Source organism: Paraburkholderia lebeckiae (assembly GCF_014201005.1).
In the GTDB taxonomy this organism is placed as follows: Bacteria; Pseudomonadota; Gammaproteobacteria; order Burkholderiales; family Burkholderiaceae; genus Paraburkholderia; species Paraburkholderia tuberum.
Map to the genome: position 1 here is coordinate 214,688 of NZ_JACHDK010000008.1, position 19,599 is coordinate 234,286.

Consider the following 19,599-nt stretch of genomic DNA (forward strand, 5'->3'; position numbering starts at 1 on the left):
GGGGTCAGCCTTTGATGCGATGGACGAAGCCGGTCGTGGTCGGCTGGATGGCGCCTTTGCTCTCAGCCTTGAGCAGGCGGCTCGGATCGTTGTTCAGCGGCGAGATGAACAGCGAATCGCTGTCCGCGCCGGTCGCCTTGATGTAATCGACTTCGACCTTTGCGCTGTCGACCAGCACGCCGGCCACCTGGGCAACGGCGCGCGCACGGTCGACATCCATCGGGTTATCGCGGTTGCGCAGAGCCGCGAGGGTTTCCATAAGGTGTTCGCGCATATCGGTGATCGTGCTCATGACTGTTGCTCCTGTGCCTCGCGGGTAATACGGTTGACCTGTCGGGTGATCGCGCCTTTCAACTGAACCAGCCTCGCCAGTTCCGGGTCACGCGACCGGGGATGATTCCGCTGCGCCAGTTCGCCGCGGCTTACGAGCTCGATTGCGTCGAGCGTGATCTTTTCGAGTTCGGCTGATCGGCGCCCGGGAAGGAAGCAGACGACGAAGCCGCGCGGCACCGGGCCGTTGGCCGCTTCCCATACCAGGCGATGCACGCCGACCCAACGGCGCGCCGGCACCGGGTGGTCGTCTGTCACCTTCCGCTCGAGATAGCCGTCCTTGCTCAGCCGCAACGTGCCGATCGGCTGATAGTTGTGCTGGGCGGCGCCGCGCATCTCGCCTTTCTTGAACTGCGTCCGCACCGTGTTCGGATGCTTCCCGCTGATGCCCTTGGTACCCTTGTTCCACGTCACGTGACCGGCCGTGAACTGGGTCGCCGCCATGCGTGGGTCACCGCGCCCGCGCTGAATACGTCCGGACCGGTCTGATTCCATGAAGGCGGCTGACTTGTGCAGACCCAACTCAGCAGCCTTTGCGTAGACCCGAGCTTCAGAGCAGCCGAATTCGGCTGCCAGATCAGCGGTCGTCCTTTCCGGATACTCGCGATTCATCTTCTCGACCTCCGCGGCCGTCCAGAAGCGGCGCTGCGGCGTCGTGGATCCCACCTTGCGCTTCGTCATCTCTGCTATCTCGAAGGGTCGGTTTATCTGGGTGGCGAATAACCGCCATTTATTCGTGTGGCAAATATCCCGGCGCGGTTACGGGTCGGCCTGCATTACCCGCTTCCGGATGGTCATAGCCGTAGCCTGGGAGCAACCAAGAAACTTGCGGATCTCGGCGACGGTTGCGCGAAGCGTCCCGCCGGCGATGGCAGTCGCGACGCGGGTAACGTCGTCTGCCGGGTCGCCCGCGACCAACTCAAGCGGCGCACTCGCGTTACTGACTGTTGTTACTACCGTGACTGGCTCGGCGTTACTGGCCTGCTGGACGGGCGTTACCGCAATTTCAGTAACGGCGGCCGGGACCAAGGCGAGCAGCCAGGCGAAGCAGGCGACAGCCTCAAGCACGGCCGCGAAGGCGAGGCCTGCAATCAGGTCGGCGCGCGGGGCGGATAGGCCGAACGCCGTCAGCGCACCGGTTACCGGATCCGCGAGCGCTGCGTCGCGTGCCGCGTCGGCGCGGTCGCGAGCAGCCTCTGCCCGCTTCGCTTCGGCGATCTCGATGTCGAGCGCGTCGAGTCGAGCAGTGAGGCCCGTGCGTTCGATCCGGATGCCGGCGCACTGGTTACTACAGCGCTTCTCGGTCACGCGAGCCAGTCGCGCTACTACGCCGGCGCGGTCGGCGGCGATCGCCGTCAGGTCGCGCCCAGCCGTAACGACTGCCTGTACTGCCGCGGCGCGCAGCTCTCCTGCATGCTTCTGCGCCATCAAAAAGAAGACTGCATGCCCGTAGCAGGTAGCCGCCATGCAGCCAATCCAAAGCACGGCGCCGACGATCCGAATGCGCCAACCATGCGAACGGATCAGAGCCGGCAGGAGATGCGCTGCGACAACCAGCACGACTCCGACGGCGATCCACAGAACGCGTTCCGCGAACAGTCCACCTCGCTGCCAGCCGGCCATGACCGACAGACACGCGGCAGTAGCGGTCGCCGAGACTGCGAGTAATGCCGGTTGAGTTCTCATTGGCATGGCGTTATTTCTTCTTTCGTTCCTGGATTACTGCCATCACGATTCCCACCGCTGCAGCGCCGACTATGGCGAGAGCGAACCATTCGTTGCCGGTCACGCGCTACGCCTCAACATGAAGCCGAAGGTTGTCTAGCGCATCCGACAGCCGGTCGACAGAAACCCGCGAGAGAGTCGTTTTCGCGGTAGCCGCGTCGAGCGAGTCTTTCCACGCGCGAACCGTTTGTACCCCCCCCTGAACGATGTGAGGCGGGAGCTTGCTTGCGAGCTTTTCAATCTCGACGCGCAGCTCAGCCTTGCGCGTTTCGCGCTTCGCTTTTGCAGCTTCTGCGCGGGCCTGCTTCTTTGCTGCACGTTCTTCATCGGTCATCGGGGTGCGGGGCATGTCGGCTCCTAGCTATGGCGTTCGGTTGTTAGGCTGCTTTGGCTTCGGCGCAGATCGCGACAATGCGATTCGGCTTGGCATCCCAGCCGCGCAGCTCGTTGGCAGTGAATTTGCCGGCCTTCGACTGATCGCGGGTGTATCCGCAGAAGCCAGCGCAGTGATACATCTGGTGGTCGTCATGCCAGACGTTGAACAATTCGGGGTTGCCCGGGAAAAGCACATCGCGCAGTACGGCCGCACGCTCGAAATCCATCTTCTCGACGGCCGCCGAGAGCAGCTTCTCCAGTTTCTTGCGGCGGCGATCAGCGTTGCGCTTTACCCGCAAGTTCTGCGGACACTTCGTGAACAGGTGGAACGAGGCCTCATTGCGCACGTCGTATTTGCCGGTGACGACCCACCACATGTTGTTGATGTTGTAGTAGGCCGTGCCGGTCACGATGCGGCCGTGGTAGTCGGCGAACCAAACGCGCGATCCGTGCTCGATGACGCCGCCGTCGCCCGATTTGTTGTTGTATCCGCTGATCTCGTACTTCGTCAGGTCGCCCTTGAAGTGCGATGACTCCGCATAGGACTGCTGCACCCATTCAAGCGCCGTTACGCCATTCGGCCCGCGCTTGTCTCGCTTCGGCTGTTCGAAGACATAGCCCGTAAAGACGTTGCAAAGGTAATCGCGAATTCGGCGCCGCGTGCGTTCCATTTCAATGCGCATCAGGTACGGCATGAGCGCTTCCTGATTGAATTCGTATCGGCCGCCGTGATCTGGACGAGTCGGGGCGTTCACGTTCTGGAACATGTCGAACTCGATATGCCGGCCGCAGAGCTTCAGGTCTGCCTTGAGGGCGCCTTTGCGGGCAAATCGATTGTTGTTGCCGGTGAAGATGTACGTGTTCGGCTCGACGGTCCAACCTAGGCGGCGAAGTAACTGAACGATTCGCTTGAATACGTCATGCTTGAACTGGCGCTCCCATTCTTGAGCCGCATTCCAACCGCCAGCATCGCGCGCGTCCATGAGACTTTCTTCCCACACATGAAGGCTCGCGTCATGGAACACCACGCGGCCGGTTCTGTTGATGCGCCCTTTGGTAAGAGTCATGTCAGGTATCCAAAAAGAGGGGGCCAGTACAGCGCCCACAAAGACGCGGCCTTGGGAGCCGCCGGACCGAGAGTTATTCACCGACGCGCGGATAGTGCGCATCGCATTCGTGTTCGCCAAAGGCTTCGTCGTGAGCTCCGGTATCGCGGTTCATGCCACCAAGGATCAACCCCAGGCACAGACCCACCGTGAAAGCACAGAGGACTACTAACGTCGGCATCAAGAGTGTTTCCATCGGTGAGCCTTTACGGGATCAGGTATTACGCATGGAGACGCGGACTTGCTCGGTCTGCACGTCGTCCCACTTCTGAGCGATGCCCAGGATGAGAACGATCGCAGCGAAGGCAGCGCACATGCGCAGGCAGAACTTCACGTCGCGCATTACCATGCTCCCAACAGACGGCAGATACCTTCGACGATGAACGGCGCGGCAGCGAGGACTGCGAAGCAGAGAAGCGGGCGCTTCGTGGTGCGGCGAGCGTACTGCTCGAGCTCGGCATCGGTCATGCCGCCGTCGACGAAGTAGTCGATCTCATTGCGAGCGCGCGTTTCTTCGGTGAATTTCGGCGCTGGTACATGCAAAGTGCTCATGTCAGGATCCTCCCCAGCTCAGATCTCAAGCAAACAGGCTGATAGCGCTTTCGCCCCACCACGATTCAACGGCACGGCCGTCCGCCGACTTGTAGCGCATGAGGTAGGTGTTTTCGCCGGTGGAATATTCGGCACGACCGATGATTTCGCCGGCCTCGCCGCTTGCATCGATCTGCACGTTTGCGCCAATCTGGAATTTGAACGACATGTTGGTCTCTCTTCGGTTATCTCGGCGCGACCATCTTGCCGGCGGCGTAAGCCACCTGGATGCGCGCCTTTGGGCAGTGGGCCAGATCAGAGAGGGAGAGAACAACGACTGTGCGACCGAGTTGCGCGACGAAACGGCAATGGCCGTCGAGGCTTTTGGTTGCTGCACGGTGCATGGCTTTTCTGACGTTCATCTCTCACTCCGGTGATCTGGTGGTGTGTGAGATGCGCTCTAAGTACAAAGCACTGGCATGCAATGCTTTGAGCTTAGGGCGCTCCGCACGTCGGCGCTGTCATCCAGCGCTTGAGATGAATTCTACTTTAAGTAGAGTGAATGTCAACAACTAAAAGTAGAAAAGTTGTTTTTCGTTTGGCGGGGATTTAGACGTAATGTTCAGTCGCCACTGCGAGCGATCGTATCTTCGCAATTTACGATGATTGCTGCCGCCTGCCGGCGCAAGATGGCGTTCTGATAGCCGGAGATCTGTGCGATGCGATCGTCTTTGGCGATGGCAGCTCGAGCGCGCGCTATATCGGCTCGGCAGTTTGCGACTGCCTGACGCGCCTGATCGCGTGCATATTGCGGCGTCGCGCGATACGCCGCTTCGGATGCGGCTTGCGCAGCCGCCGCCATGCGCTGCTGTTCATGTTCGGCGGCGATCGTGGCCTTTCTGTCGGCCGCAGCCTTTTCTGCTGCGATCTGGGCATCCATTCTCGCCAGAAAGTCGCTTTCCTCCGTGGACCCCGGAAAGGCGAGCGGGATTTCTTCGCTGACGAAGGCCCAGAACGGCTTGTTATAGAGGGATGTTGGGGTGACGCCGACGCCAGCGAAACCAGTTTTGTAGATGGTCGCTGTCGCGCGGTAGTACGGGTTGCCAGCGTTGTCGACCAGCCGCTCTCGGATCAGGAATCCGCGGACCGTAGGGCGGTCTGTCTGATCGAAAAGTGAGTACTCTGATTTGGATAGGGGAAGACCGCCCGGGCCCAACTTGTCTCGCGTCGCGCCGTCGGCGCCGTCGACGCAGTGAATCCCAATTTGATCGAGATTCCGGCAGGCGACATCCATTTGCTGCGGAGTGGACAGCAGAGCCACTACGAACGGATCGTCAGCGAACGCGCAGCTCGCGCTAGCGAACGCGGCGGCCGCTACGGTCGCGCGAAGTGCCAATGGCAGCATGGGGCCCCCGTTAGATTGCGCCGCTGACAGCAACGACGAGCGCGATTATCTCGATATGCTCGACATCGGAAGGGTCGATCTCCATGTCCGGATACGTTCCCTTGTCGGGGTTATCGGAATGGATCGTCAGGCCGCCGCTCGGCTTTTTGAAGACTCGCTTGACGAAGACTTCGTTCTGAAAGGACAGCACATACACCTTGCCGGACATGAGTTCGGTCGCCCGATAGTCCACCACGAGCGAGTCCCCATCGCGAACGCGCGGCTCCATGCTCGACCCTTCGGCAACGATCGTTGCGGCCTGCTCGGGCCGGATGCCAAGTCGCGAGCACCACGCTTTCCGGAACGCCTGCTTTTGCCCTTTCTCGTCCACATGCCAGGCGATGCGGCCATTCCCCGCCGACGCCTTCACTTCTAATCGCGGTATCAAGACGTACTCTTCGCCAAGTTCTGAGGCGTCGTCCCAGGCCAAGATTGGTCTAGCGCTTACCGACAAGCGGCCGTCCCTTAATGGCGGCTCTCCCGACGTCTTTATTTCGTCATCTTTACCGGCTTGTAGTGTCGCCGGTGCATCAATTAGACCGCTTTTTCCCCCTTTACTCGGAGATTTGACATTTTCCTTGCCTTCGTTCAGGCCGATCCCGAAGTTCTCGTTAATTGATGGGCCGTACACGAGGGCTTCGGGCCGCGCACCGACAGCGTCAGAAAGTAGGCGCAGCTTTTCCTGTCGAGGCATTGCCTGGCCGAGCGTGTACCGCCGGACCATTTCGTATGTGATCGAGACGCCGCGCTCTTTGAAATAGGACACGACACCCTCGATCTTGATGGGCTTGTCTGCCATTGCCTGCTGCAGGCGTGCCGAGAAATCAGGGTACCGGATCGGAAGATTCGTTTTTTCTACCATAGGTAGAAGATTACCAGTCGAGTAAGACATCGTCATTTCTACTTTTTGTTGTTGTCAAAAGCTACTTTAAGTAGTAATCTGGTGGTATGGAAAACACCACCGCCCCATCCTCTACTCCCGCCGTCGGCGAGGCTATCGATCTGCTTGGTGGGGATAGCGCCGTTGCAGACCTGCTGGGCGTGCGCCCATGGGCGATCAGCAAGTGGCGCAAGCGTTTTCCGCCGAATCGAACCCTTTGGCTGGCAGAGAAAACTGGATGGCAGAAAACCCCGCATCAGCTGTGCCCAGATTTCTATCCAAACCCCCTAGACGGCATTCCTCCGACTCAAATAGTGGACGGTGAAGTCATTGCTGCGATCGACGATGTACAACCGCCGGTAGGAGGGTTTACCAAGCATAGCAAGTTGGCGTGAGCGCCCAACGTTTTTTCAACCCGTAGTACGTAACTGCAGAGGAGGTTCCTATGTCTCGGCGCACAGAGTTTCGCAACGAGGTTAAGACCCGGCTTTCGGATCGCACATATGACGGCATGCAGGCCTTCAAAGCTTTGCATGGCATCGAGAGTGATTCGGCAGCGTTGTCCCGCATGGCAGACCTGTTGTTGTTTGGCACGGTTGGAAATTTGCCATCGAACTTGATCGCCCGCAGTGCCAACTCGGCCCACTCTGGGACGCGGGTAGCTGCATGACGCAGAGCAACACCAGCCTCGTTGTTGAGCTCCCAGCCCCGGAAGCGGCCGATTTGGCGGTGCGCGCGGCACGCGAAGGTATCTCGACACCCGAATTGCTGGGGTATCACGTTCTCAAAAGCGCATACGGGTACTCACACCCGCTGGTATTGGCATTTGAAGCGCGTCCCAAGAAGGGACACGAGGGGACGAAGTAGGGCAGTGCAGCAAGCCGGGGACCGGCCGGCGCCTCAAATGGGATGAATCGACACATAAGCCTCTTGTGCGGCAGGCGTCTTATGTCTGGATTTAGTACTACTGACCACGATGTGGTCAGACCCATTGGAGGATCACATGCAACGAGTTTCCGTATTTGGCGCATCTGCGGCTGCGATCGCTGCCGCCATGTTGAATGGCGTTGGCAACACAGTTGCTGGCGCGGCGCGCGGCGTTCATCGTGTTGCCGCAGGCACGAAACGCGCGCGGCAGATGGTGTCAAAGAAGACGCCGTACAGCCGCAGCAAATACATGCCGCACATCGGTGCCAAGGAGCAGGCGCGCGCCCAGCGCTCGTACATGGTCGACACGCACCCGAGCGGCGCGAAGCGTTCGGCTCCGACGATGCAGCAGCTCAGCAAGCGTGCGCACGCCGCGCTCGTGGATCAGAAGCAGGCCGCCTAACCTCCGGAGATCCGCCATGCAGACGGAAATCTATAGCGGCCACTCTGGCCGTCGCGTCGCCGAAACGCAGAGCGACGCGTATCACGCCATGCCGGCGAAGCTCCTTGCCGCCAAGCAGCAGATGGTGATCGACGCTTTCCGCGACGGCCGTCCGCCGCTGACGCGCGAAGACATCGCCGCTATCACCAATCTCAAGCTGAGCAGCGTCTGCGGCCGCGTGCGCGAGCTGCTCGACGCCGGCCGTCTCGTGGTTGTCGGTACCCGGAAGGATCTGGCGACCCACACGAAGCAGCAGCTTTTGGACATTGCTCCGAAGGCGGCCGCGTGAGCCATCACCTGGTCAACAAGGCCATGGAGGTCAAGATTCCGGGCGTCCGCAAATGGGTGCTGTGCGTTCTTGCCCATCAGGCTGTCATGTCGTCTGGCGAGGCGAAGATCACGATGGCAGAACTAGCCGAGATCTGCTGTCTTTCAACTTCGTGCGTGCGCGACCACGTCAAGAATCTTCATCGCGCCGGCCAGATTGATGCCGTGTTGCTGCGCAACAGTTGCGTCTATCGCATTCGCGTGACGGTGGCCTGAAATGGCGCTCGCCGAAGTCATCCACATGCCTGAGTACCGGTCTCCGCAGTTGGAGGAAGGATACACGCGCATTGCCAACGAACTGCTCGAGGCGATCACGCTCGCGCCGTTCAGCCAAAACCAGTACAAGGTCATCCTGACCGTTTGGCGGATGACGTACGGCTTCAACAAGCAGTCTGACCAGCTCGCGCTTAGCCAGATCATGGCGCGCACGGGCATGCAGAAGCCGCAGGCGTCGCTTGCCGTCTCGCAGTTGATCGAGATGCGCGTGCTGCTCGCAGACGAGGGTCGCCACGCTCGCGTGCTCTCGCTGAACAAGGTCTATTCGAAGTGGGCGCAGGACGTTCGTGTCGTTCTGCCGTCATGGGGTTCTGAAAATCAGAACCATAAGGTTATGGAATCAGTAACGGTGGGTTCTGAAAGTCAGAACTCCACGGTTCTGGATTCCGGAACCACAAAAGACAAACCCAAAAGAAAAGACCAAAAGACATTTCCAAAAGAAAACCTTTCGCGCTCGCTTCGCGAACGCTTTGAGATTTTCTGGGCGGCATACCCGCGTAAGAAATCGAAGACCACAGCAGAAAAAGCGTTTGCCAAGCGCAACCCGGACGAGCAGCTCTTCAACGACCTGATGGCAGGTCTGGAGCGTGCCAAGACTTCGGCGCAATGGCAAAACCCGCAATTCATCCCGCACGCAGGCACATGGCTGAACGCCGGCGGCTGGATGGACGAGATCCAGACCGCGTACACCGACGCCGAACTTGCCGTGATCCGAGCCTTCAACAAGGCACTCGGGGAGCGTATCGGCGCGGTGGATGAGGCGGTCTTTGTCGAGGCGCGGGCCGGCGCAATCAGGGCGTTCATGACGCACCTGAAGGGCGATGCGGATGCGTGGGCGCGGTACTTCCCGGCCGTACGCGACAAGGTCGACTTGCCGCCGCATGCGGGTTTCGATTACCTGATCAGCCCGAAGGGATTCGGCGACGTCAAGGGGCGTATGTCGGTTAAGCGCAATCCGGACGGCACTCGTGCGTCGGGCGATTGGGACAAGTCCGCGAGCGGCATCAAGGCAATGGCGAAGGAAATGGCTGTCGCGTTCACAGACGATGAGCCGGTACCGGCCATAGCGGCGCGCGTACGGGCTGCAATCGCAAAGCCGGGGCACGAGGAATGACCCGCCGAACGAACGCACTCCGCTACCCGGAAGGAACGACGAAGGTCGGCACGGCGCATGTGCGCGAGTCTGTGCGCGCACCGATGACGACGGCGCAGCGCCGCATTTACGAAAAGACCGGTGTCCCGCCGCAGACGGCCGCGATCGACGTCGACGATCCGTTCGACCCGTCGCTGATCACGGCCCCGCCAGCAAAGAAGCAGTCGAAGTACCGCAACCAAAAGTGCGAATCGGGCGGCATCAAGTTCGACAGCAAGCGGGAGATGGCGCGCTGGCATGAGCTGGTGCAGATGCAGGTGCGCGGCGAGATCGCCGAGCTCGAGCTTCAGGTGCCATTCATCCTGGCCGAGCCGGTTGTGATCGCCGGCCGCAAGCGGCCAGCACTGCGGTACGTCGCCGACTTCGTCTATGAGCAGAACGGCGCGACCGTCGTCGAGGACGTGAAGGGTCGCGTCACCGAGGGTTACCGCATCAAGCGTCATTTGATGGCCGCGCGCGGCATCACGATCAAGGAGGTCAAGTAATGGGCGCGAAGTGGTCAGACGAAGAGCGCGAAATTGTCCGGGAGATCTACAAGTCGACGCTGTCGATCGAGGATCAGGTGCATCTGTTGCCGGGCCGCACTGCGATCGGGATTCGCGCAGAGGCGCGAAAGCTGAGGGTACACAAGGCACACCACGCGAATATGAGCCACTCGGCGATGGCCGTTGCAGTGCACAAAGCCAATGCGGCGCGGGCCGTCGAGATCGACAAAGCCACTCTGGCGGCGCAGTTGGGGACCAGCGGCGGTATGTGCCAGGCCGATCTGTACAGGTCGACCGGGATCGATAAGAAGCGGATCCGCCGGCTGATCGCCGAGATGATGAAGGCGGAGCAAGTGCATATCCGCGATTACGGAAGCCGATTCAACTCCGCTGTATTCGTGCTTGGAAAGGGCGAGAACGCAGTAAGACCGCCCCCGCTCACGCGAAAGGAACTGAGGCTCCGACACGCTGAGCGACACGGTTTGGACGTGGTGATGAGCGAGAAGGAAAAGGAGCGTCGGCGCGACGAGATGTATCGGGAGCGCGAATGCTCCTGGTGGCCGCAGGCCGATCCGGTGGTGAGCAACGCGATGCGCGCAATGGTTCAGATGGGGGTGTCCGCATGAAGATCGCTGATCGAATCATCTCGCGCCTTACGCGCCGCGGGCCGGACTTCATCATCGGCGATGTCGCAGATCCATACCTGGTCCGGTGGTGGGTCATCCCACGTAATCGCTTCTTCAACATCTACCTGCACCGCTTCCTGCGCAGCGACGACGACCGGGCGCTCCACGATCATCCATGGTCGAACCTGTCGATCCTGCTGCGGGGCAAATACGTCGAGCACACGATCGCGCACGGCGGCATCAACGTGCGGACGGAACGCCGCGCCGGCGACTGCAAGCTTCGGCTGTTCGGCAGCGCAGCTCACCGCCTTGAATTGACCGACGGCGAATGCTGGACGCTGTTCGTCACGGGCCCGCGGTATCGCGAGTGGGGTTTTCATTGCCCGCTGATCGGTTGGGTGCACTGGCGGCGGTTCACGGCCGCCGACAACCCGGGTGAGATCGGTAAGGGTTGCGACGCATGACGTGGAACTCGACCTTCAAGAAGCCGGGAAAGCGGCTGGAGCGCAAGCCGTTCAAGGCGCAACTCGAGCGCAACACACAGAGGCTCGCACGCAAGGCAGCGATGAAGACGCAGCGCAAGCGCGTGACGGTCGCCGAGGGTCGCAAGTTCATTGATGCCTGCCGCGACGAGCCTTGCTACCTGAACGTGAAGTGCCCGTGGACGGATTGGGCAGATCCCACGGTGGTGGATTGCCACTCGAACCAGTCGAAGCACGGGAAGGCCGGCGGGCTCAGGGCAAAGCACTGGTTCACGGTGCCGGGGTGCGCCAAGTGCCATGAATGGCTCGACCGCAGCGGCGCGCCATACGAAGAGAAGTGCGCTGCTTTTGACGATGCGCTGGCTCGGTGGGAGCCGCGGCGCGCACGCAAGACGGGAATCGCGATGCAGGAGGCAGCGTAATGCAGGTGTTTGTGAATTTGCCGCTGAAATCGCTGCGCCGCGTGCGCGGCAATGCGCAATCGACGTATCACAGCGGCTGGTTCAACGTTGTGCGGCTCTACGGACCGGAGCACACGGAGTACTACCGCGGCCTCGGCCGGAACTATATCTGGGCCGACATCGAGATCGCCGACGACCTGAGGCCGAATCTGTCGAACGGCGGCTACAACCCGGACGGAACGCTACGGGTGCAGATATGGGTGAACACGCATCGAAAGACGCTGGCGGCGTTTCTGGCCAGTGGTGATCTTGAATGGGACGTGAGGGAGCAAACGGCATGAGCGAGATCAAGTTCAATTCAGCGCGCACGAACACGCAGACGCATCGTGCCGTTCTTGGCGTCGACGAAATCAAGCAGATCCTCGCGCGGGAAGTCTGCGCTGCGGCCGATGTGCCAATGCATGCTGACAGTACGCGCGTGAATGTTCAACTGTCGAGCCGCATGGGCAACTACGGTTCCGAATACGAGGCAATCGTCACGGTGACCGTCGATTACGAGAAGATGCCGCGAGCGGCGGATGACTCGGTGAAGCCTCGCATCTGCTGCAACCTCATCCGAGCCGGCAAGCCTTGCGCCGACTGCCCGCGCAAAGGCGAGGTAGCGTGAGCGCACACGCATACATCCAGTACGCCGACGTGCCGCAGCCGCTGATCGACTCGAGCAGCCAGCGCGTCGACAGTGTCACATTGGCCAAGCTGATCGCGTTTGACGGCTGCCCGCTCACCGGCCAGATCGAGGTGCTGAGCGACAACCGCATCCAGATCGAATTCCCGTTCCCGCGCGCTGACGAGCTGCGTAACAGCCTGGTGGCTTGGCTGATGCACCACGGCATCAGCTTCGCGGCGGTGATGTCATGAGCGCGACCACGCAACGACCGAAGGGCGGCGAACTCGCCAAGCTGGCCGGCATGTGGTCAAACGAGCGGGCTTTCTGGGACTGGGTGGAACTGATTCAGGAAAATCCGTGCCACGGCGCAAGCGACGCGGCTGCGTTCATCCGTGCGGTGTGTGGCGTCGCGAGCCGTGCGGATCTCGACCACAACGCTGCGGCGCGCGCCAAGTTCGACCAGCACATCCGCAAGCCCTACGCGAAGTACCGTGCATCGGTGGGCTGTGTATGAGATTGGCCGAGCAGCGCGATCCCATGGTCATCGTGCAGGAGCGGCAAGAACAGACATGCGCAGGATGCCGGGATCTGGACCGAGACTACACACCCGGCTTCCGCAAATTCATGTGTCGCAAGGGGCGGCAGAAAGCGCAGCGAGACGTATTCATGATGGTGAGATGCAGCAAATACCGCACGGGGGATAGATGAGAGATTTTCAGAGCATTGAGGAACGGCTGGACAACTGGGGATTTACCGTGCGCTCCCCGAAGTTCCATGACGGCGTGTGTGCGCAATGGGCGCGGCTGTGCGTCGCGCTGCGCGACGGCGCTGGTGCACCGTCGGCTGTCACGCCGGTTGAGAAGGACGGGTGGCTGATCGAGGCGGCTTGGTCGTCGATGCCCGACCACGTTTCGAAGTGGGTGTTGAAGTACACGTACGTTTTGCGCATGTCGCCTGAGCAGGTGCAGACGAGAATGCGCAAGACGCACCGTGCGGTACTACGCGGCCGCAGCTTTGATCTCGTGCTCGCCGAGGCGCACGCGGCCATATCGAAGCGCATCGCCGTGCTGTCGGCGAAAGAAATCATAAAAATTGTTCGTACAGATGGTTGTAAACCCGAGAAATCTGTTTTATAGTCGGGTCTCGATGACCGAATCCGCCTTGCGCGTGAGCTTTTGCTTCCCTGATGGGAGGCATAGGCGTCGGTAGAAAAAGCCTGCTGAGCGAACGCCAGCGGGCTTTTTTCATTTCAGCGCGCGATTTGAAGACGGGGTGAGCCATGAAGCGATAAGCGAGACGACCGCCACTTAAACGCTCAATCGCGAGCACGGCACGCACCTCGAACGATTTCATGAATACGGCTCTGTGTGAGCCACAGCGACGCCTATCGGTGTTTGGGACTGGATTGAATTCCAGCGCACACGGCGCGTATATGTCGGGACCGCTCAAGGCCAACGGCGTCTGGCGCTACATGCGATCCAGAGGGTAATGAGCCGCGAGCGGGTCTCAAAGTGCTTTCAGATTGGCGCCGCAACGCGTAGGTCGGCTACGCAGTGCACAGCCTGGCGACGTCAATCTGAGGGCGCATGCTCTCTATTTGTCTCCTCCAGCGACCCCCGTCGATGGATTCGCCTGGCGCTTGCCGGGCTTTTTTATTTCCGGTGCATGAATGGCACGTCCACCCAAGAAAATCGACGCTGACGCCCTCGTGGGCGAACTCGCGTTGATGCGCTCGGCCATCTGGCAGAACGGCAAGAAGGCGGTGGCTGTGATCATCACCGACGCAACAACCGATCAAGCGCTGTTGCCTGAGAAGGTGATCGCGCTTGTGTCGATGACTGCATTTCCCGTTGGTGCACCATCGCGTCTGATGCGCGATGTTCCGCTATATGACGGTCCGCCTGACGGCGATGTGCTTCCAGCCGCATGGCTGAAACGATGAGGTTCGCGTGTTCCAGATCTCTGTCTCGGACGACCTGAAAAGGCTGACGAAGTCGCTGAGCAGTCTGGAGAAGCAGCAACTTCCATTCGCGACAGCCAAAGCGCTGACTGCCGTGGCAAAGAATGCACAGGCTGCCGAGAAAGCCGCAATGCCGGAAGTGTTCGACCGGCCGACGCCTTTCACCGTTAATTCGATCGGCGTGAAAGGGGCGCTCAAGAGCAATCTCGAGGCGCGAGTGTTCGTCAAGGACATCGCGGCGGCGTATCTAGAGCCGTTCGAGTTCGGCGGCAATCACAAACTGCTCGGCGCGGGCAGGACGTGGCTTAATCCGAAAGACGGGACGCTGCTCAATCAGTACGGCAACTTCGGCAAGACGGCGCTTAAGCGATTGCAGGCTCGTCCAGACATCTTTATCGGCAGCATCAAGACATCATCAGGCGAGACGATCGGCGGCGTTTGGCGCCGTCCACCATCGGCTCGCGTGAGGAAGGTAAGAGGCAAGCGTGGTTCAGTCGTGCAAGGAAGCCCGCGAGGGCATCTCAAATTGCTCGTCCGGTTCGGCGACGCGCGCCCAGTGCGCCAGCATCTCGAATTTGGGGAGAGGGCGTTCGAGGTCGTCAACGAAACCTTCGAGCGAGAGTTCGAAGCGGCGCTGAACCAAGCGATCGCCACCGCGAAACTGTGAAATCCTGCGGTTTTGGGGTCGGTTGGGTCCTTCCGGCGCCCTTCCGAACGCGTGGGCACTGCGCACCGCGGTTTTTCACCAGCGCTGAATTTTCAAATTTGGGTAACAGGTAACAGATCGCGCAATGAATCAGAGCGAGTTCGCAGCACTCCACGGCGTCAGTCGCAAGACGGTCACGAAGTGGAAGGAACGCGGCTGGCTTGTGTTTGCCGGCGATGAGGTCAACGTCGAAGAGTCGAACAAACTGCTGAAGCGCTACCGGCGCGATGGCGTTCCGGCTGTTACCGAACCGGCCTCGAAAGCGTCGCGAGGTAACAAGCGGCAGTCTGTTACCCAGGCCGCGAAAGGGGTAACGCTCGAGCACGGCGAGAGTGCCGGCGAGGTGGCCAGTCGAATCCTGTCGGGCAACGTTGAATTGCTCAGTTTCGACGAAGCGCGTCGCCTCAAAGAGAACTACCTGGGGCTGATGGCTCAGCTCGAGTACGAACGCAAGTCCGGGTCGCTCGTCGAGCTGGATACCGCAACAGCAATCCTCTTCGAGGAGTTCCGGGCGCAGCGCGATGCGTGGCTTAACTGGCCGACCAGAGTAGGTCCGATCTTGGCAGCCGACCTGGGCGTCGAGGCCGACCGAGTTGTCGAGACCCTAACCGCGCATGTCCACAAGCAGATTGCCCAACTCGGCGAGCCGGAAGCCAATTTCTCGGAACGAGAAGGCTGACAAGCTCCGTGCGTCGGTGCGCCGTGCATGGACCCCCCCGCCGCGCATCAGCGTGCCGGCGTGGGCCGACACCTTCCGCAAGCTTGCGAAGGAAGCCGGCAGCACCTCGGGCAACTGGGAAACCTCGACTGTCGAGGTCGCGCGCGGGCCGATGCTCGCGGTGACCGAGCCCGGCGTGCACGTCGTCACCACGATGGTGAGCACACAGCTGCTGAAGACCGCGCTGCTTGAGAACGTCTTCGGGTACTTCGCGCACCTGGATCCTTGCCCGATCCTGCTGCTGCAACCGAAAGAGGACGCTGCCGAGCAGTTCAGTAAAGAACGGATCAGCCCACTGATCCGTGTGACGCCGGTGCTGCGCGAGATCGTCGGCACGAGCAAGACCCGGAACGCTGACGAGACGCTGCTGTTCAAGGCGTTCCCCGGCGGCTTCCTGGCGCTGGCCGGCGCGGGTAGCCCTGACAACCTCGCGCGGCGCCCGGTGCGCGTGATTCTCGCGGACGAGGTCGATAAGTATCCGGTCACCCGCGAAGGCGAGCCGATAGCGCTGGCCGAAGAGCGGACCGCGACGTTCGGCGTCAACTGGCTGTCGATTCGCGCGTGCTCGCCGACGGTCGAGGACGAGAGCCGGATCGAGGCCAGCTACAAGGAATCGGATCAACGCCGCGCTTCAATCGCGTGCCCGCACTGCGGGCATCGCATGTTCCCGGACTTCTTCAAGCATGTCGACTGGGACAAGCGTCGCGACGAAAGCGGCAACGTTGTTGAGCATTTCCCGAAGACGGCTCGCATCTCGTGCGAGGCCTGCGGCCAAATTTGGTCGGAAGGCGATCGGCTGCGTGCGCTGCAAACCGCACGGTGGCACCAGACGCGCCCGTTTGAGTGCTGCGGTGCACGGCACGTCCCCCTGGATTCATACGAGGCCGCGTGGCGCGGGCCGGAAGACTCACGCGAGGCGACGACCGCCGCGGCGATCGATGTCGTGTGGGACTGGTGGGAAAGCGATCGCCACGCGGTGTATCGCGCCAAGTGCCCCGAGTGCGGCGAATGGAAGGTCGACAACGAGCATGCTGGCTTCCAGGCGAGCAAGCTCTACAGCCCATGGCAGAAGGATAAGCCGTCCGACATCGCCGCGAAGTGGCTGAAGGCCGAGGGCGACGAAGAGAAGAAGCAGACCTGGTGGAACACGCAGGCGGGCATGCCGTACCGGCCGAACTCCGGCAAGGTGCTGCGGCTCGAGGCGCTCCTCGCGCGCGGCGAACGCTGGGCGGCGGAAGTGCCGGACGGTGTCGCTGTGATCACGATCGGCGTCGACACGCAGGATTATCGCTTCGAAGTCGAAGTCGTTGGTTGGGGCCGCAACGAAGAAAGCTGGTCGATCGCCTACGAGGTGATCGAAGGCGATATGGAAACGCCCGAGCCGTGGGAGAGGCTTGATGCGCTGCTAAATCGCATCTGGCATCGCGCTGATGGGCGACCGTTCGAAGCTATGGCGGTCTGTATCGACTCGGGTGGTCACCACACGCAGAAGGTCTACGACTTCTCGAAAGCGCGTCTCGGTCGGAAGGTCTGGGCGATCAAGGGCGAGTCGGCAGTCAGCGGCAAGCGTAATCCAGTCTGGCCGATCAAGAGGCCGACGCGAAAGACGAAAGCATCTTTCCGGCCAGTGATTCTCGGCGTTAATGCGGCGAAAGACACCATTCGGAACCGCCTGCACGTCGAAGGACCGGGACCGGGGTATATGCACTTCCCGAACGATCGCGACATAGGCTATTTCGAGCAGCTCACGTCGGAACGCTCCGTTGTGAAGGTGTCGGGCGGCCAGAAATATCGGGTGTGGGAACTGCCGCCAGGGCGCGCGAATGAAGCGCTCGACTGTCGCGTGTACGCGTATGCCGCGCTGTGCGGATTGACGCACCTCGGATTGAAGCTGAACCGCCGTGCGGATCTCGTTGCGCAGCCGCTCGACTACGACGCGTCACAACAGGCGTGGGTGCCACAGTCGGCACCCGAGCAATCGCCAGCCCCAACGCCCTCAACAACGGATGTCAGACCCGTCAGGAAAAAGCTGACGAGCCGACTCGCATAGGAAAGAAATGGCTATCACGGATGGCATGAGCACTGCGGACTTGCAGTCGAGGCTGGCCGCGCTTCAAGCGGCTTAGTTCGATCTGTCGTCTGGCTCGAAGATCGTGACGGCTACCTATAACCAGGGCGACGGCACGAAGTCGGTCACGTATCAGCAAAGCGACATAACGCAGATCTATCGAAGCATCCTGATGCTGCAAAAGGCACTTGGGATCATCTGCCACTATCCACGCGCACGAAGGGTTCTTTTCTGATGTCACTTCTCGTCGATTCTTCCGGCAAGCCCTTCGGGGATCTGCCGGCCGGCGGTCGTGCGCGCGCGGATACTGGATCGATCGTCCCGGGCCACACGCGGGTGTCGAATTCAAGCCTGTTTCCGTATGACGCCGCGAGCTATCAGACGCAGGAAATGGGCGACTGGTATCCGTGGATCCGCTCGGCGGATTCGGAAATCAACGTCTCGCGCGACATCATGGTGTCGCGGTCGCGCGACCTAGCACGGAACGACGGCTGGGCTAGCGGCGGCATCACACGGATTCTCGACAATACCGTCGGCGCTCACATGCGCCTGTCGGCGAATCCAGACTGGCAGTACTTGCGGCGGTTCGGCAAGAAGTTTGATGCGGTATGGGCCGACGAATATCGAAAGGCCGTCGAGGCTCTGTGGCGCACCTATTCGGAAGATCTAGGGCATTACAACGACGTCTCTCGACAATTGACGATGTCGCAACAGTTGCGACTTGCCCTGCGTCACAAGCTGATCGATGGTGACAGTCTGTTCGTTGCGCACTGGAAGCCCGAGCGCGTCGGCCGTGGCGCGGCGCAGTATGCGACAGCATTCCTGCTCGTCGATCCCGATCGGCTGTCGAACCCATATCAGATGCTCGACACCAAGTATCTGCGTGGTGGCGTCGAGATCGATGACGACGGCGTGCCGGTCGCTTATCACATCCGCAGAGCCCATCAAAACGACTGGTACAACGCCGTCGAGTCGATGGAGTGGGAACGGGTCGAGCGAGAAGACGACGATGGATGGCGCCGAGTGATTCACGACTATGAGCGCGATCGCGCCGGTCAAAATCGTGGCATCGGCGTTTTCACGCCAGTCCTGGCTCACGCGAAGATGCTGGCGCGTTACTACGGTGTCGAGTTGCAGGCTGCGACGGTCGCGACGATCTTCGGCACGTACGTGACGAGCCCGTACGACCCGGCGATGATCGAAGCGGCCATGGACACCGAAACTGGTGACCAGGAGATGGGCTTTTATCAGGATCTCCGAGCCGATTGGGCCAAGGATCGCCCGGCGATGCTGAACGGCGTCCGCGTTCCTACCCTTGCTCCAGGCGAGGAAATCAAGCAGGTCAACGCCGCTCATCCACACGTCGGGTTCGAAGACTTCGCCCACGAAATGCTCCGATCGATTGCGTCGGCGCTCGGTGTATCTGCCGAGCAGATCACGCAGGACTGGAGCAAGACGAATTACTCGAGCGCTCGCGCCGCGCTTCTGGAGAGTTGGAAGACGCTGACTCGACGTAACACTGAGTTCAAGGTGGGAACAGCGACGCCCGTCTATGCCTCATGGCTTCAAGAGGCCGTGGAGAGAGGCGATCTCGACGACGTGTTGCCTAAGGGGGCGCCCGATTTCGTCGATGCGGCCACAGCGTATTCGCGATGCGACTGGCTTGGAGTAGCGCGCGGATGGGTGGATCCAACGAAAGAGGCGGCTGGAAGTGTGATGCGTATGGACGGTGGCCTTTCCACTCTTAAGAAAGAGTGCGCCGAGCAGGGGTTGGATTGGGAGGAGGTAATCGCTCAACGTGCGATTGAGGTCGCTGCGTTCAAGCAGGCAGGCCTCACCCCGCCCGAGTGGGCTGGAGCCGTGGCTGCCGCAGAGGCGGCAAGACCCCAAGAGACACCGCAGCCACAATAAGAGGCTGTCGATAAACGGAAGCGCGCCCTGCGGGGCGCGTTTTTATTTCGGCTATCGGA

At 60.8% G+C, this 19,599-nt stretch carries 32 protein-coding genes; 20 read left to right on the forward strand and 12 right to left on the reverse strand.

What is annotated here, in order from left to right; all coding sequences use genetic code 11:
• Window positions 1–4: 4 nt before the first annotated feature.
• The 12 genes from HDG39_RS17695 to HDG39_RS17745 form a co-directional block, all read right to left on the reverse strand.
• Complete coding sequence (locus HDG39_RS17695) at window positions 5–292, reverse strand: hypothetical protein (RefSeq protein WP_184007188.1); 288 nt, start codon at window positions 290–292, stop codon at window positions 5–7.
• Window positions 289–1,011, reverse strand: a complete 723-nt coding sequence (locus HDG39_RS17700; protein WP_184007189.1) for an HNH endonuclease — start codon at window positions 1,009–1,011, stop codon at window positions 289–291. Before HDG39_RS17700 ends, HDG39_RS17695 begins: the two co-directional genes overlap by 4 nt.
• A gap of 78 nt (window positions 1,012–1,089) precedes the next feature.
• The gene (locus HDG39_RS17705) at window positions 1,090–2,016 is read right to left on the reverse strand and encodes a hypothetical protein (protein ID WP_311666606.1); all 927 of its coding nucleotides are present in this window, start codon (window positions 2,014–2,016) and stop codon (window positions 1,090–1,092) included.
• A 106-nt stretch (window positions 2,017–2,122) separates the two neighbouring features.
• Window positions 2,123–2,404: a hypothetical protein gene (locus tag HDG39_RS17710; RefSeq protein WP_184007191.1), complete on the reverse strand. Its 282-nt coding sequence runs from the start codon at window positions 2,402–2,404 to the stop codon at window positions 2,123–2,125.
• Between the two features lie 28 nt (window positions 2,405–2,432).
• Window positions 2,433–3,497, reverse strand: a complete 1,065-nt coding sequence (locus tag HDG39_RS17715; protein WP_184007192.1) for a UvrB/UvrC motif-containing protein — start codon at window positions 3,495–3,497, stop codon at window positions 2,433–2,435.
• 73 nt (window positions 3,498–3,570) lie between these two features.
• Window positions 3,571–3,732 (reverse strand): hypothetical protein, encoded by a 162-nt coding sequence (locus HDG39_RS17720; RefSeq protein ID WP_184007193.1) that lies wholly within the window; start codon window positions 3,730–3,732, stop codon window positions 3,571–3,573.
• 18 nt (window positions 3,733–3,750) lie between these two features.
• Window positions 3,751–3,879, reverse strand: coding sequence for a hypothetical protein (locus tag HDG39_RS35110; protein ID WP_260328031.1), 129 nt, complete (start codon window positions 3,877–3,879; stop codon window positions 3,751–3,753).
• Window positions 3,879–4,088, reverse strand: a complete 210-nt coding sequence (locus HDG39_RS17725) for a hypothetical protein (protein WP_184007194.1) — start codon at window positions 4,086–4,088, stop codon at window positions 3,879–3,881. Before HDG39_RS17725 ends, HDG39_RS35110 begins: the two co-directional genes overlap by 1 nt.
• Before the next feature lie 25 nt (window positions 4,089–4,113).
• Window positions 4,114–4,296: a hypothetical protein gene (locus tag HDG39_RS17730; protein ID WP_184007196.1), complete on the reverse strand. Its 183-nt coding sequence runs from the start codon at window positions 4,294–4,296 to the stop codon at window positions 4,114–4,116.
• A 16-nt stretch (window positions 4,297–4,312) separates the two neighbouring features.
• The gene (locus HDG39_RS17735; RefSeq protein WP_184007198.1) at window positions 4,313–4,489 is read right to left on the reverse strand and encodes a hypothetical protein; all 177 of its coding nucleotides are present in this window, start codon (window positions 4,487–4,489) and stop codon (window positions 4,313–4,315) included.
• Between the two features lie 200 nt (window positions 4,490–4,689).
• On the reverse strand, window positions 4,690–5,472 hold the full coding sequence (locus tag HDG39_RS17740) for a hypothetical protein (RefSeq protein ID WP_184007200.1): 783 nt from the start codon (window positions 5,470–5,472) through the stop codon (window positions 4,690–4,692).
• Window positions 5,473–5,482: 10 nt separating this feature from the next.
• The gene (locus HDG39_RS17745; protein ID WP_184007202.1) at window positions 5,483–6,310 is read right to left on the reverse strand and encodes a S24 family peptidase; all 828 of its coding nucleotides are present in this window, start codon (window positions 6,308–6,310) and stop codon (window positions 5,483–5,485) included.
• Between the two features lie 149 nt (window positions 6,311–6,459).
• Between HDG39_RS17745 and HDG39_RS17750 the strand changes: the two genes are divergently transcribed.
• The 20 genes from HDG39_RS17750 (at window position 6,460) to HDG39_RS17840 (ending at window position 19,540) form a co-directional block, all read left to right on the forward strand.
• Window positions 6,460–6,786, forward strand: coding sequence for a transcriptional regulator (locus tag HDG39_RS17750; RefSeq protein WP_184007204.1), 327 nt, complete (start codon window positions 6,460–6,462; stop codon window positions 6,784–6,786).
• Window positions 6,787–7,529: 743 nt separating this feature from the next.
• Window positions 7,530–7,721, forward strand: coding sequence for a hypothetical protein (locus HDG39_RS17755; protein WP_184007206.1), 192 nt, complete (start codon window positions 7,530–7,532; stop codon window positions 7,719–7,721).
• A gap of 16 nt (window positions 7,722–7,737) precedes the next feature.
• Entirely contained in the window at window positions 7,738–8,049 is a 312-nt protein-coding gene (locus HDG39_RS17760) for a hypothetical protein (protein ID WP_184007208.1), read from the forward strand.
• Window positions 8,046–8,303 (forward strand): winged helix-turn-helix domain-containing protein, encoded by a 258-nt coding sequence (locus tag HDG39_RS17765; RefSeq protein WP_184007210.1) that lies wholly within the window; start codon window positions 8,046–8,048, stop codon window positions 8,301–8,303. Before HDG39_RS17760 ends, HDG39_RS17765 begins: the two co-directional genes overlap by 4 nt.
• Window position 8,304: 1 nt before the next feature.
• Window positions 8,305–9,477, forward strand: a complete 1,173-nt coding sequence (locus HDG39_RS17770) for a replication protein (protein WP_184007212.1) — start codon at window positions 8,305–8,307, stop codon at window positions 9,475–9,477.
• Window positions 9,474–10,001 carry a DUF1064 domain-containing protein gene (locus HDG39_RS17775; protein WP_184007214.1) on the forward strand — a complete coding sequence of 176 codons (528 nt, stop codon included), beginning with the start codon at window positions 9,474–9,476 and terminating at the stop codon, window positions 9,999–10,001. Before HDG39_RS17770 ends, HDG39_RS17775 begins: the two co-directional genes overlap by 4 nt.
• Complete coding sequence (locus tag HDG39_RS17780) at window positions 10,001–10,627, forward strand: hypothetical protein (RefSeq protein ID WP_184007216.1); 627 nt, start codon at window positions 10,001–10,003, stop codon at window positions 10,625–10,627. Before HDG39_RS17775 ends, HDG39_RS17780 begins: the two co-directional genes overlap by 1 nt.
• A complete protein-coding gene (locus HDG39_RS17785; RefSeq protein ID WP_184007218.1) occupies window positions 10,624–11,091 on the forward strand; it encodes a hypothetical protein in 468 nt (155 codons plus the stop codon). Before HDG39_RS17780 ends, HDG39_RS17785 begins: the two co-directional genes overlap by 4 nt.
• Window positions 11,088–11,531, forward strand: coding sequence for a hypothetical protein (locus HDG39_RS17790; protein WP_184007220.1), 444 nt, complete (start codon window positions 11,088–11,090; stop codon window positions 11,529–11,531). The genes HDG39_RS17785 and HDG39_RS17790 overlap by 4 nt, the downstream gene beginning before the upstream one ends.
• A complete protein-coding gene (locus tag HDG39_RS17795; protein ID WP_184007222.1) occupies window positions 11,531–11,851 on the forward strand; it encodes a hypothetical protein in 321 nt (106 codons plus the stop codon). Before HDG39_RS17790 ends, HDG39_RS17795 begins: the two co-directional genes overlap by 1 nt.
• Window positions 11,848–12,177 carry a hypothetical protein gene (locus HDG39_RS17800; RefSeq protein ID WP_184007224.1) on the forward strand — a complete coding sequence of 110 codons (330 nt, stop codon included), beginning with the start codon at window positions 11,848–11,850 and terminating at the stop codon, window positions 12,175–12,177. The genes HDG39_RS17795 and HDG39_RS17800 overlap by 4 nt, the downstream gene beginning before the upstream one ends.
• A complete protein-coding gene (locus tag HDG39_RS17805) occupies window positions 12,174–12,428 on the forward strand; it encodes a phage portal protein (RefSeq protein WP_184007226.1) in 255 nt (84 codons plus the stop codon). Before HDG39_RS17800 ends, HDG39_RS17805 begins: the two co-directional genes overlap by 4 nt.
• Window positions 12,425–12,691: a hypothetical protein gene (locus tag HDG39_RS17810; protein ID WP_184007228.1), complete on the forward strand. Its 267-nt coding sequence runs from the start codon at window positions 12,425–12,427 to the stop codon at window positions 12,689–12,691. Before HDG39_RS17805 ends, HDG39_RS17810 begins: the two co-directional genes overlap by 4 nt.
• A 190-nt stretch (window positions 12,692–12,881) precedes the next feature.
• Window positions 12,882–13,313, forward strand: coding sequence for a hypothetical protein (locus HDG39_RS17815; RefSeq protein ID WP_184007230.1), 432 nt, complete (start codon window positions 12,882–12,884; stop codon window positions 13,311–13,313).
• Window positions 13,314–13,885: 572 nt separating this feature from the next.
• Window positions 13,886–14,119, forward strand: a complete 234-nt coding sequence (locus HDG39_RS17820; protein WP_311666615.1) for a hypothetical protein — start codon at window positions 13,886–13,888, stop codon at window positions 14,117–14,119.
• Between the two features lie 7 nt (window positions 14,120–14,126).
• The gene (locus HDG39_RS17825) at window positions 14,127–14,804 is read left to right on the forward strand and encodes a hypothetical protein (RefSeq protein WP_311666617.1); all 678 of its coding nucleotides are present in this window, start codon (window positions 14,127–14,129) and stop codon (window positions 14,802–14,804) included.
• 124 nt (window positions 14,805–14,928) lie between these two features.
• Complete coding sequence (locus HDG39_RS17830) at window positions 14,929–15,522, forward strand: hypothetical protein (protein WP_184007233.1); 594 nt, start codon at window positions 14,929–14,931, stop codon at window positions 15,520–15,522.
• A gap of 16 nt (window positions 15,523–15,538) precedes the next feature.
• Window positions 15,539–17,611, forward strand: coding sequence for a phage terminase large subunit family protein (locus HDG39_RS17835; protein ID WP_311666619.1), 2,073 nt, complete (start codon window positions 15,539–15,541; stop codon window positions 17,609–17,611).
• Window positions 17,612–17,714: 103 nt separating this feature from the next.
• Window positions 17,715–17,864 (forward strand): hypothetical protein, encoded by a 150-nt coding sequence (locus HDG39_RS35115; protein ID WP_260328036.1) that lies wholly within the window; start codon window positions 17,715–17,717, stop codon window positions 17,862–17,864.
• Window positions 17,864–19,540 (forward strand): phage portal protein, encoded by a 1,677-nt coding sequence (locus HDG39_RS17840; RefSeq protein WP_184007236.1) that lies wholly within the window; start codon window positions 17,864–17,866, stop codon window positions 19,538–19,540. The genes HDG39_RS35115 and HDG39_RS17840 overlap by 1 nt, the downstream gene beginning before the upstream one ends.
• Window positions 19,541–19,599: the final 59 nt, after the last annotated feature.

Bases quoted from the DNA above. Each gene is read 5' to 3' on its own strand.
- HDG39_RS17790 (WP_184007220.1), top strand. From the start codon at position 11,088: ATGACGTGGAACTCGACCTTCAAGAAGCCGGGAAAGCGGCTGGAGCGC.
- HDG39_RS17710 (WP_184007191.1), bottom strand. From the start codon at position 2,404: ATGCCCCGCACCCCGATGACCGATGAAGAACGTGCAGCAAAGAAGCAG.
- HDG39_RS17740 (WP_184007200.1), bottom strand. From the start codon at position 5,472: ATGCTGCCATTGGCACTTCGCGCGACCGTAGCGGCCGCCGCGTTCGCT.
- HDG39_RS17755 (WP_184007206.1), top strand. From the start codon at position 7,530: ATGGTGTCAAAGAAGACGCCGTACAGCCGCAGCAAATACATGCCGCAC.
- HDG39_RS17770 (WP_184007212.1), top strand. From the start codon at position 8,305: ATGGCGCTCGCCGAAGTCATCCACATGCCTGAGTACCGGTCTCCGCAG.
- HDG39_RS17830 (WP_184007233.1), top strand. From the start codon at position 14,929: ATGAATCAGAGCGAGTTCGCAGCACTCCACGGCGTCAGTCGCAAGACG.
- HDG39_RS17745 (WP_184007202.1), bottom strand. From the start codon at position 6,310: ATGGCAGACAAGCCCATCAAGATCGAGGGTGTCGTGTCCTATTTCAAA.
- HDG39_RS17720 (WP_184007193.1), bottom strand. From the start codon at position 3,732: ATGGAAACACTCTTGATGCCGACGTTAGTAGTCCTCTGTGCTTTCACG.
- HDG39_RS17700 (WP_184007189.1), bottom strand. From the start codon at position 1,011: ATGACGAAGCGCAAGGTGGGATCCACGACGCCGCAGCGCCGCTTCTGG.
- HDG39_RS17815 (WP_184007230.1), top strand. From the start codon at position 12,882: ATGAGAGATTTTCAGAGCATTGAGGAACGGCTGGACAACTGGGGATTT.
- HDG39_RS17800 (WP_184007224.1), top strand. From the start codon at position 11,848: ATGAGCGAGATCAAGTTCAATTCAGCGCGCACGAACACGCAGACGCAT.
- HDG39_RS17715 (WP_184007192.1), bottom strand. From the start codon at position 3,497: ATGACTCTTACCAAAGGGCGCATCAACAGAACCGGCCGCGTGGTGTTC.
- HDG39_RS17730 (WP_184007196.1), bottom strand. From the start codon at position 4,296: ATGTCGTTCAAATTCCAGATTGGCGCAAACGTGCAGATCGATGCAAGC.
- HDG39_RS17695 (WP_184007188.1), bottom strand. From the start codon at position 292: ATGAGCACGATCACCGATATGCGCGAACACCTTATGGAAACCCTCGCG.
- HDG39_RS17785 (WP_184007218.1), top strand. From the start codon at position 10,624: ATGAAGATCGCTGATCGAATCATCTCGCGCCTTACGCGCCGCGGGCCG.
- HDG39_RS17795 (WP_184007222.1), top strand. From the start codon at position 11,531: ATGCAGGTGTTTGTGAATTTGCCGCTGAAATCGCTGCGCCGCGTGCGC.
- HDG39_RS17705 (WP_311666606.1), bottom strand. From the start codon at position 2,016: ATGAGAACTCAACCGGCATTACTCGCAGTCTCGGCGACCGCTACTGCC.
- HDG39_RS35110 (WP_260328031.1), bottom strand. From the start codon at position 3,879: ATGCGCGACGTGAAGTTCTGCCTGCGCATGTGCGCTGCCTTCGCTGCG.
- HDG39_RS17750 (WP_184007204.1), top strand. From the start codon at position 6,460: ATGGAAAACACCACCGCCCCATCCTCTACTCCCGCCGTCGGCGAGGCT.
- HDG39_RS17725 (WP_184007194.1), bottom strand. From the start codon at position 4,088: ATGAGCACTTTGCATGTACCAGCGCCGAAATTCACCGAAGAAACGCGC.
- HDG39_RS17840 (WP_184007236.1), top strand. From the start codon at position 17,864: ATGTCACTTCTCGTCGATTCTTCCGGCAAGCCCTTCGGGGATCTGCCG.
- HDG39_RS17735 (WP_184007198.1), bottom strand. From the start codon at position 4,489: ATGAACGTCAGAAAAGCCATGCACCGTGCAGCAACCAAAAGCCTCGAC.
- HDG39_RS17775 (WP_184007214.1), top strand. From the start codon at position 9,474: ATGACCCGCCGAACGAACGCACTCCGCTACCCGGAAGGAACGACGAAG.
- HDG39_RS17780 (WP_184007216.1), top strand. From the start codon at position 10,001: ATGGGCGCGAAGTGGTCAGACGAAGAGCGCGAAATTGTCCGGGAGATC.
- HDG39_RS17810 (WP_184007228.1), top strand. From the start codon at position 12,425: ATGAGCGCGACCACGCAACGACCGAAGGGCGGCGAACTCGCCAAGCTG.
- HDG39_RS17760 (WP_184007208.1), top strand. From the start codon at position 7,738: ATGCAGACGGAAATCTATAGCGGCCACTCTGGCCGTCGCGTCGCCGAA.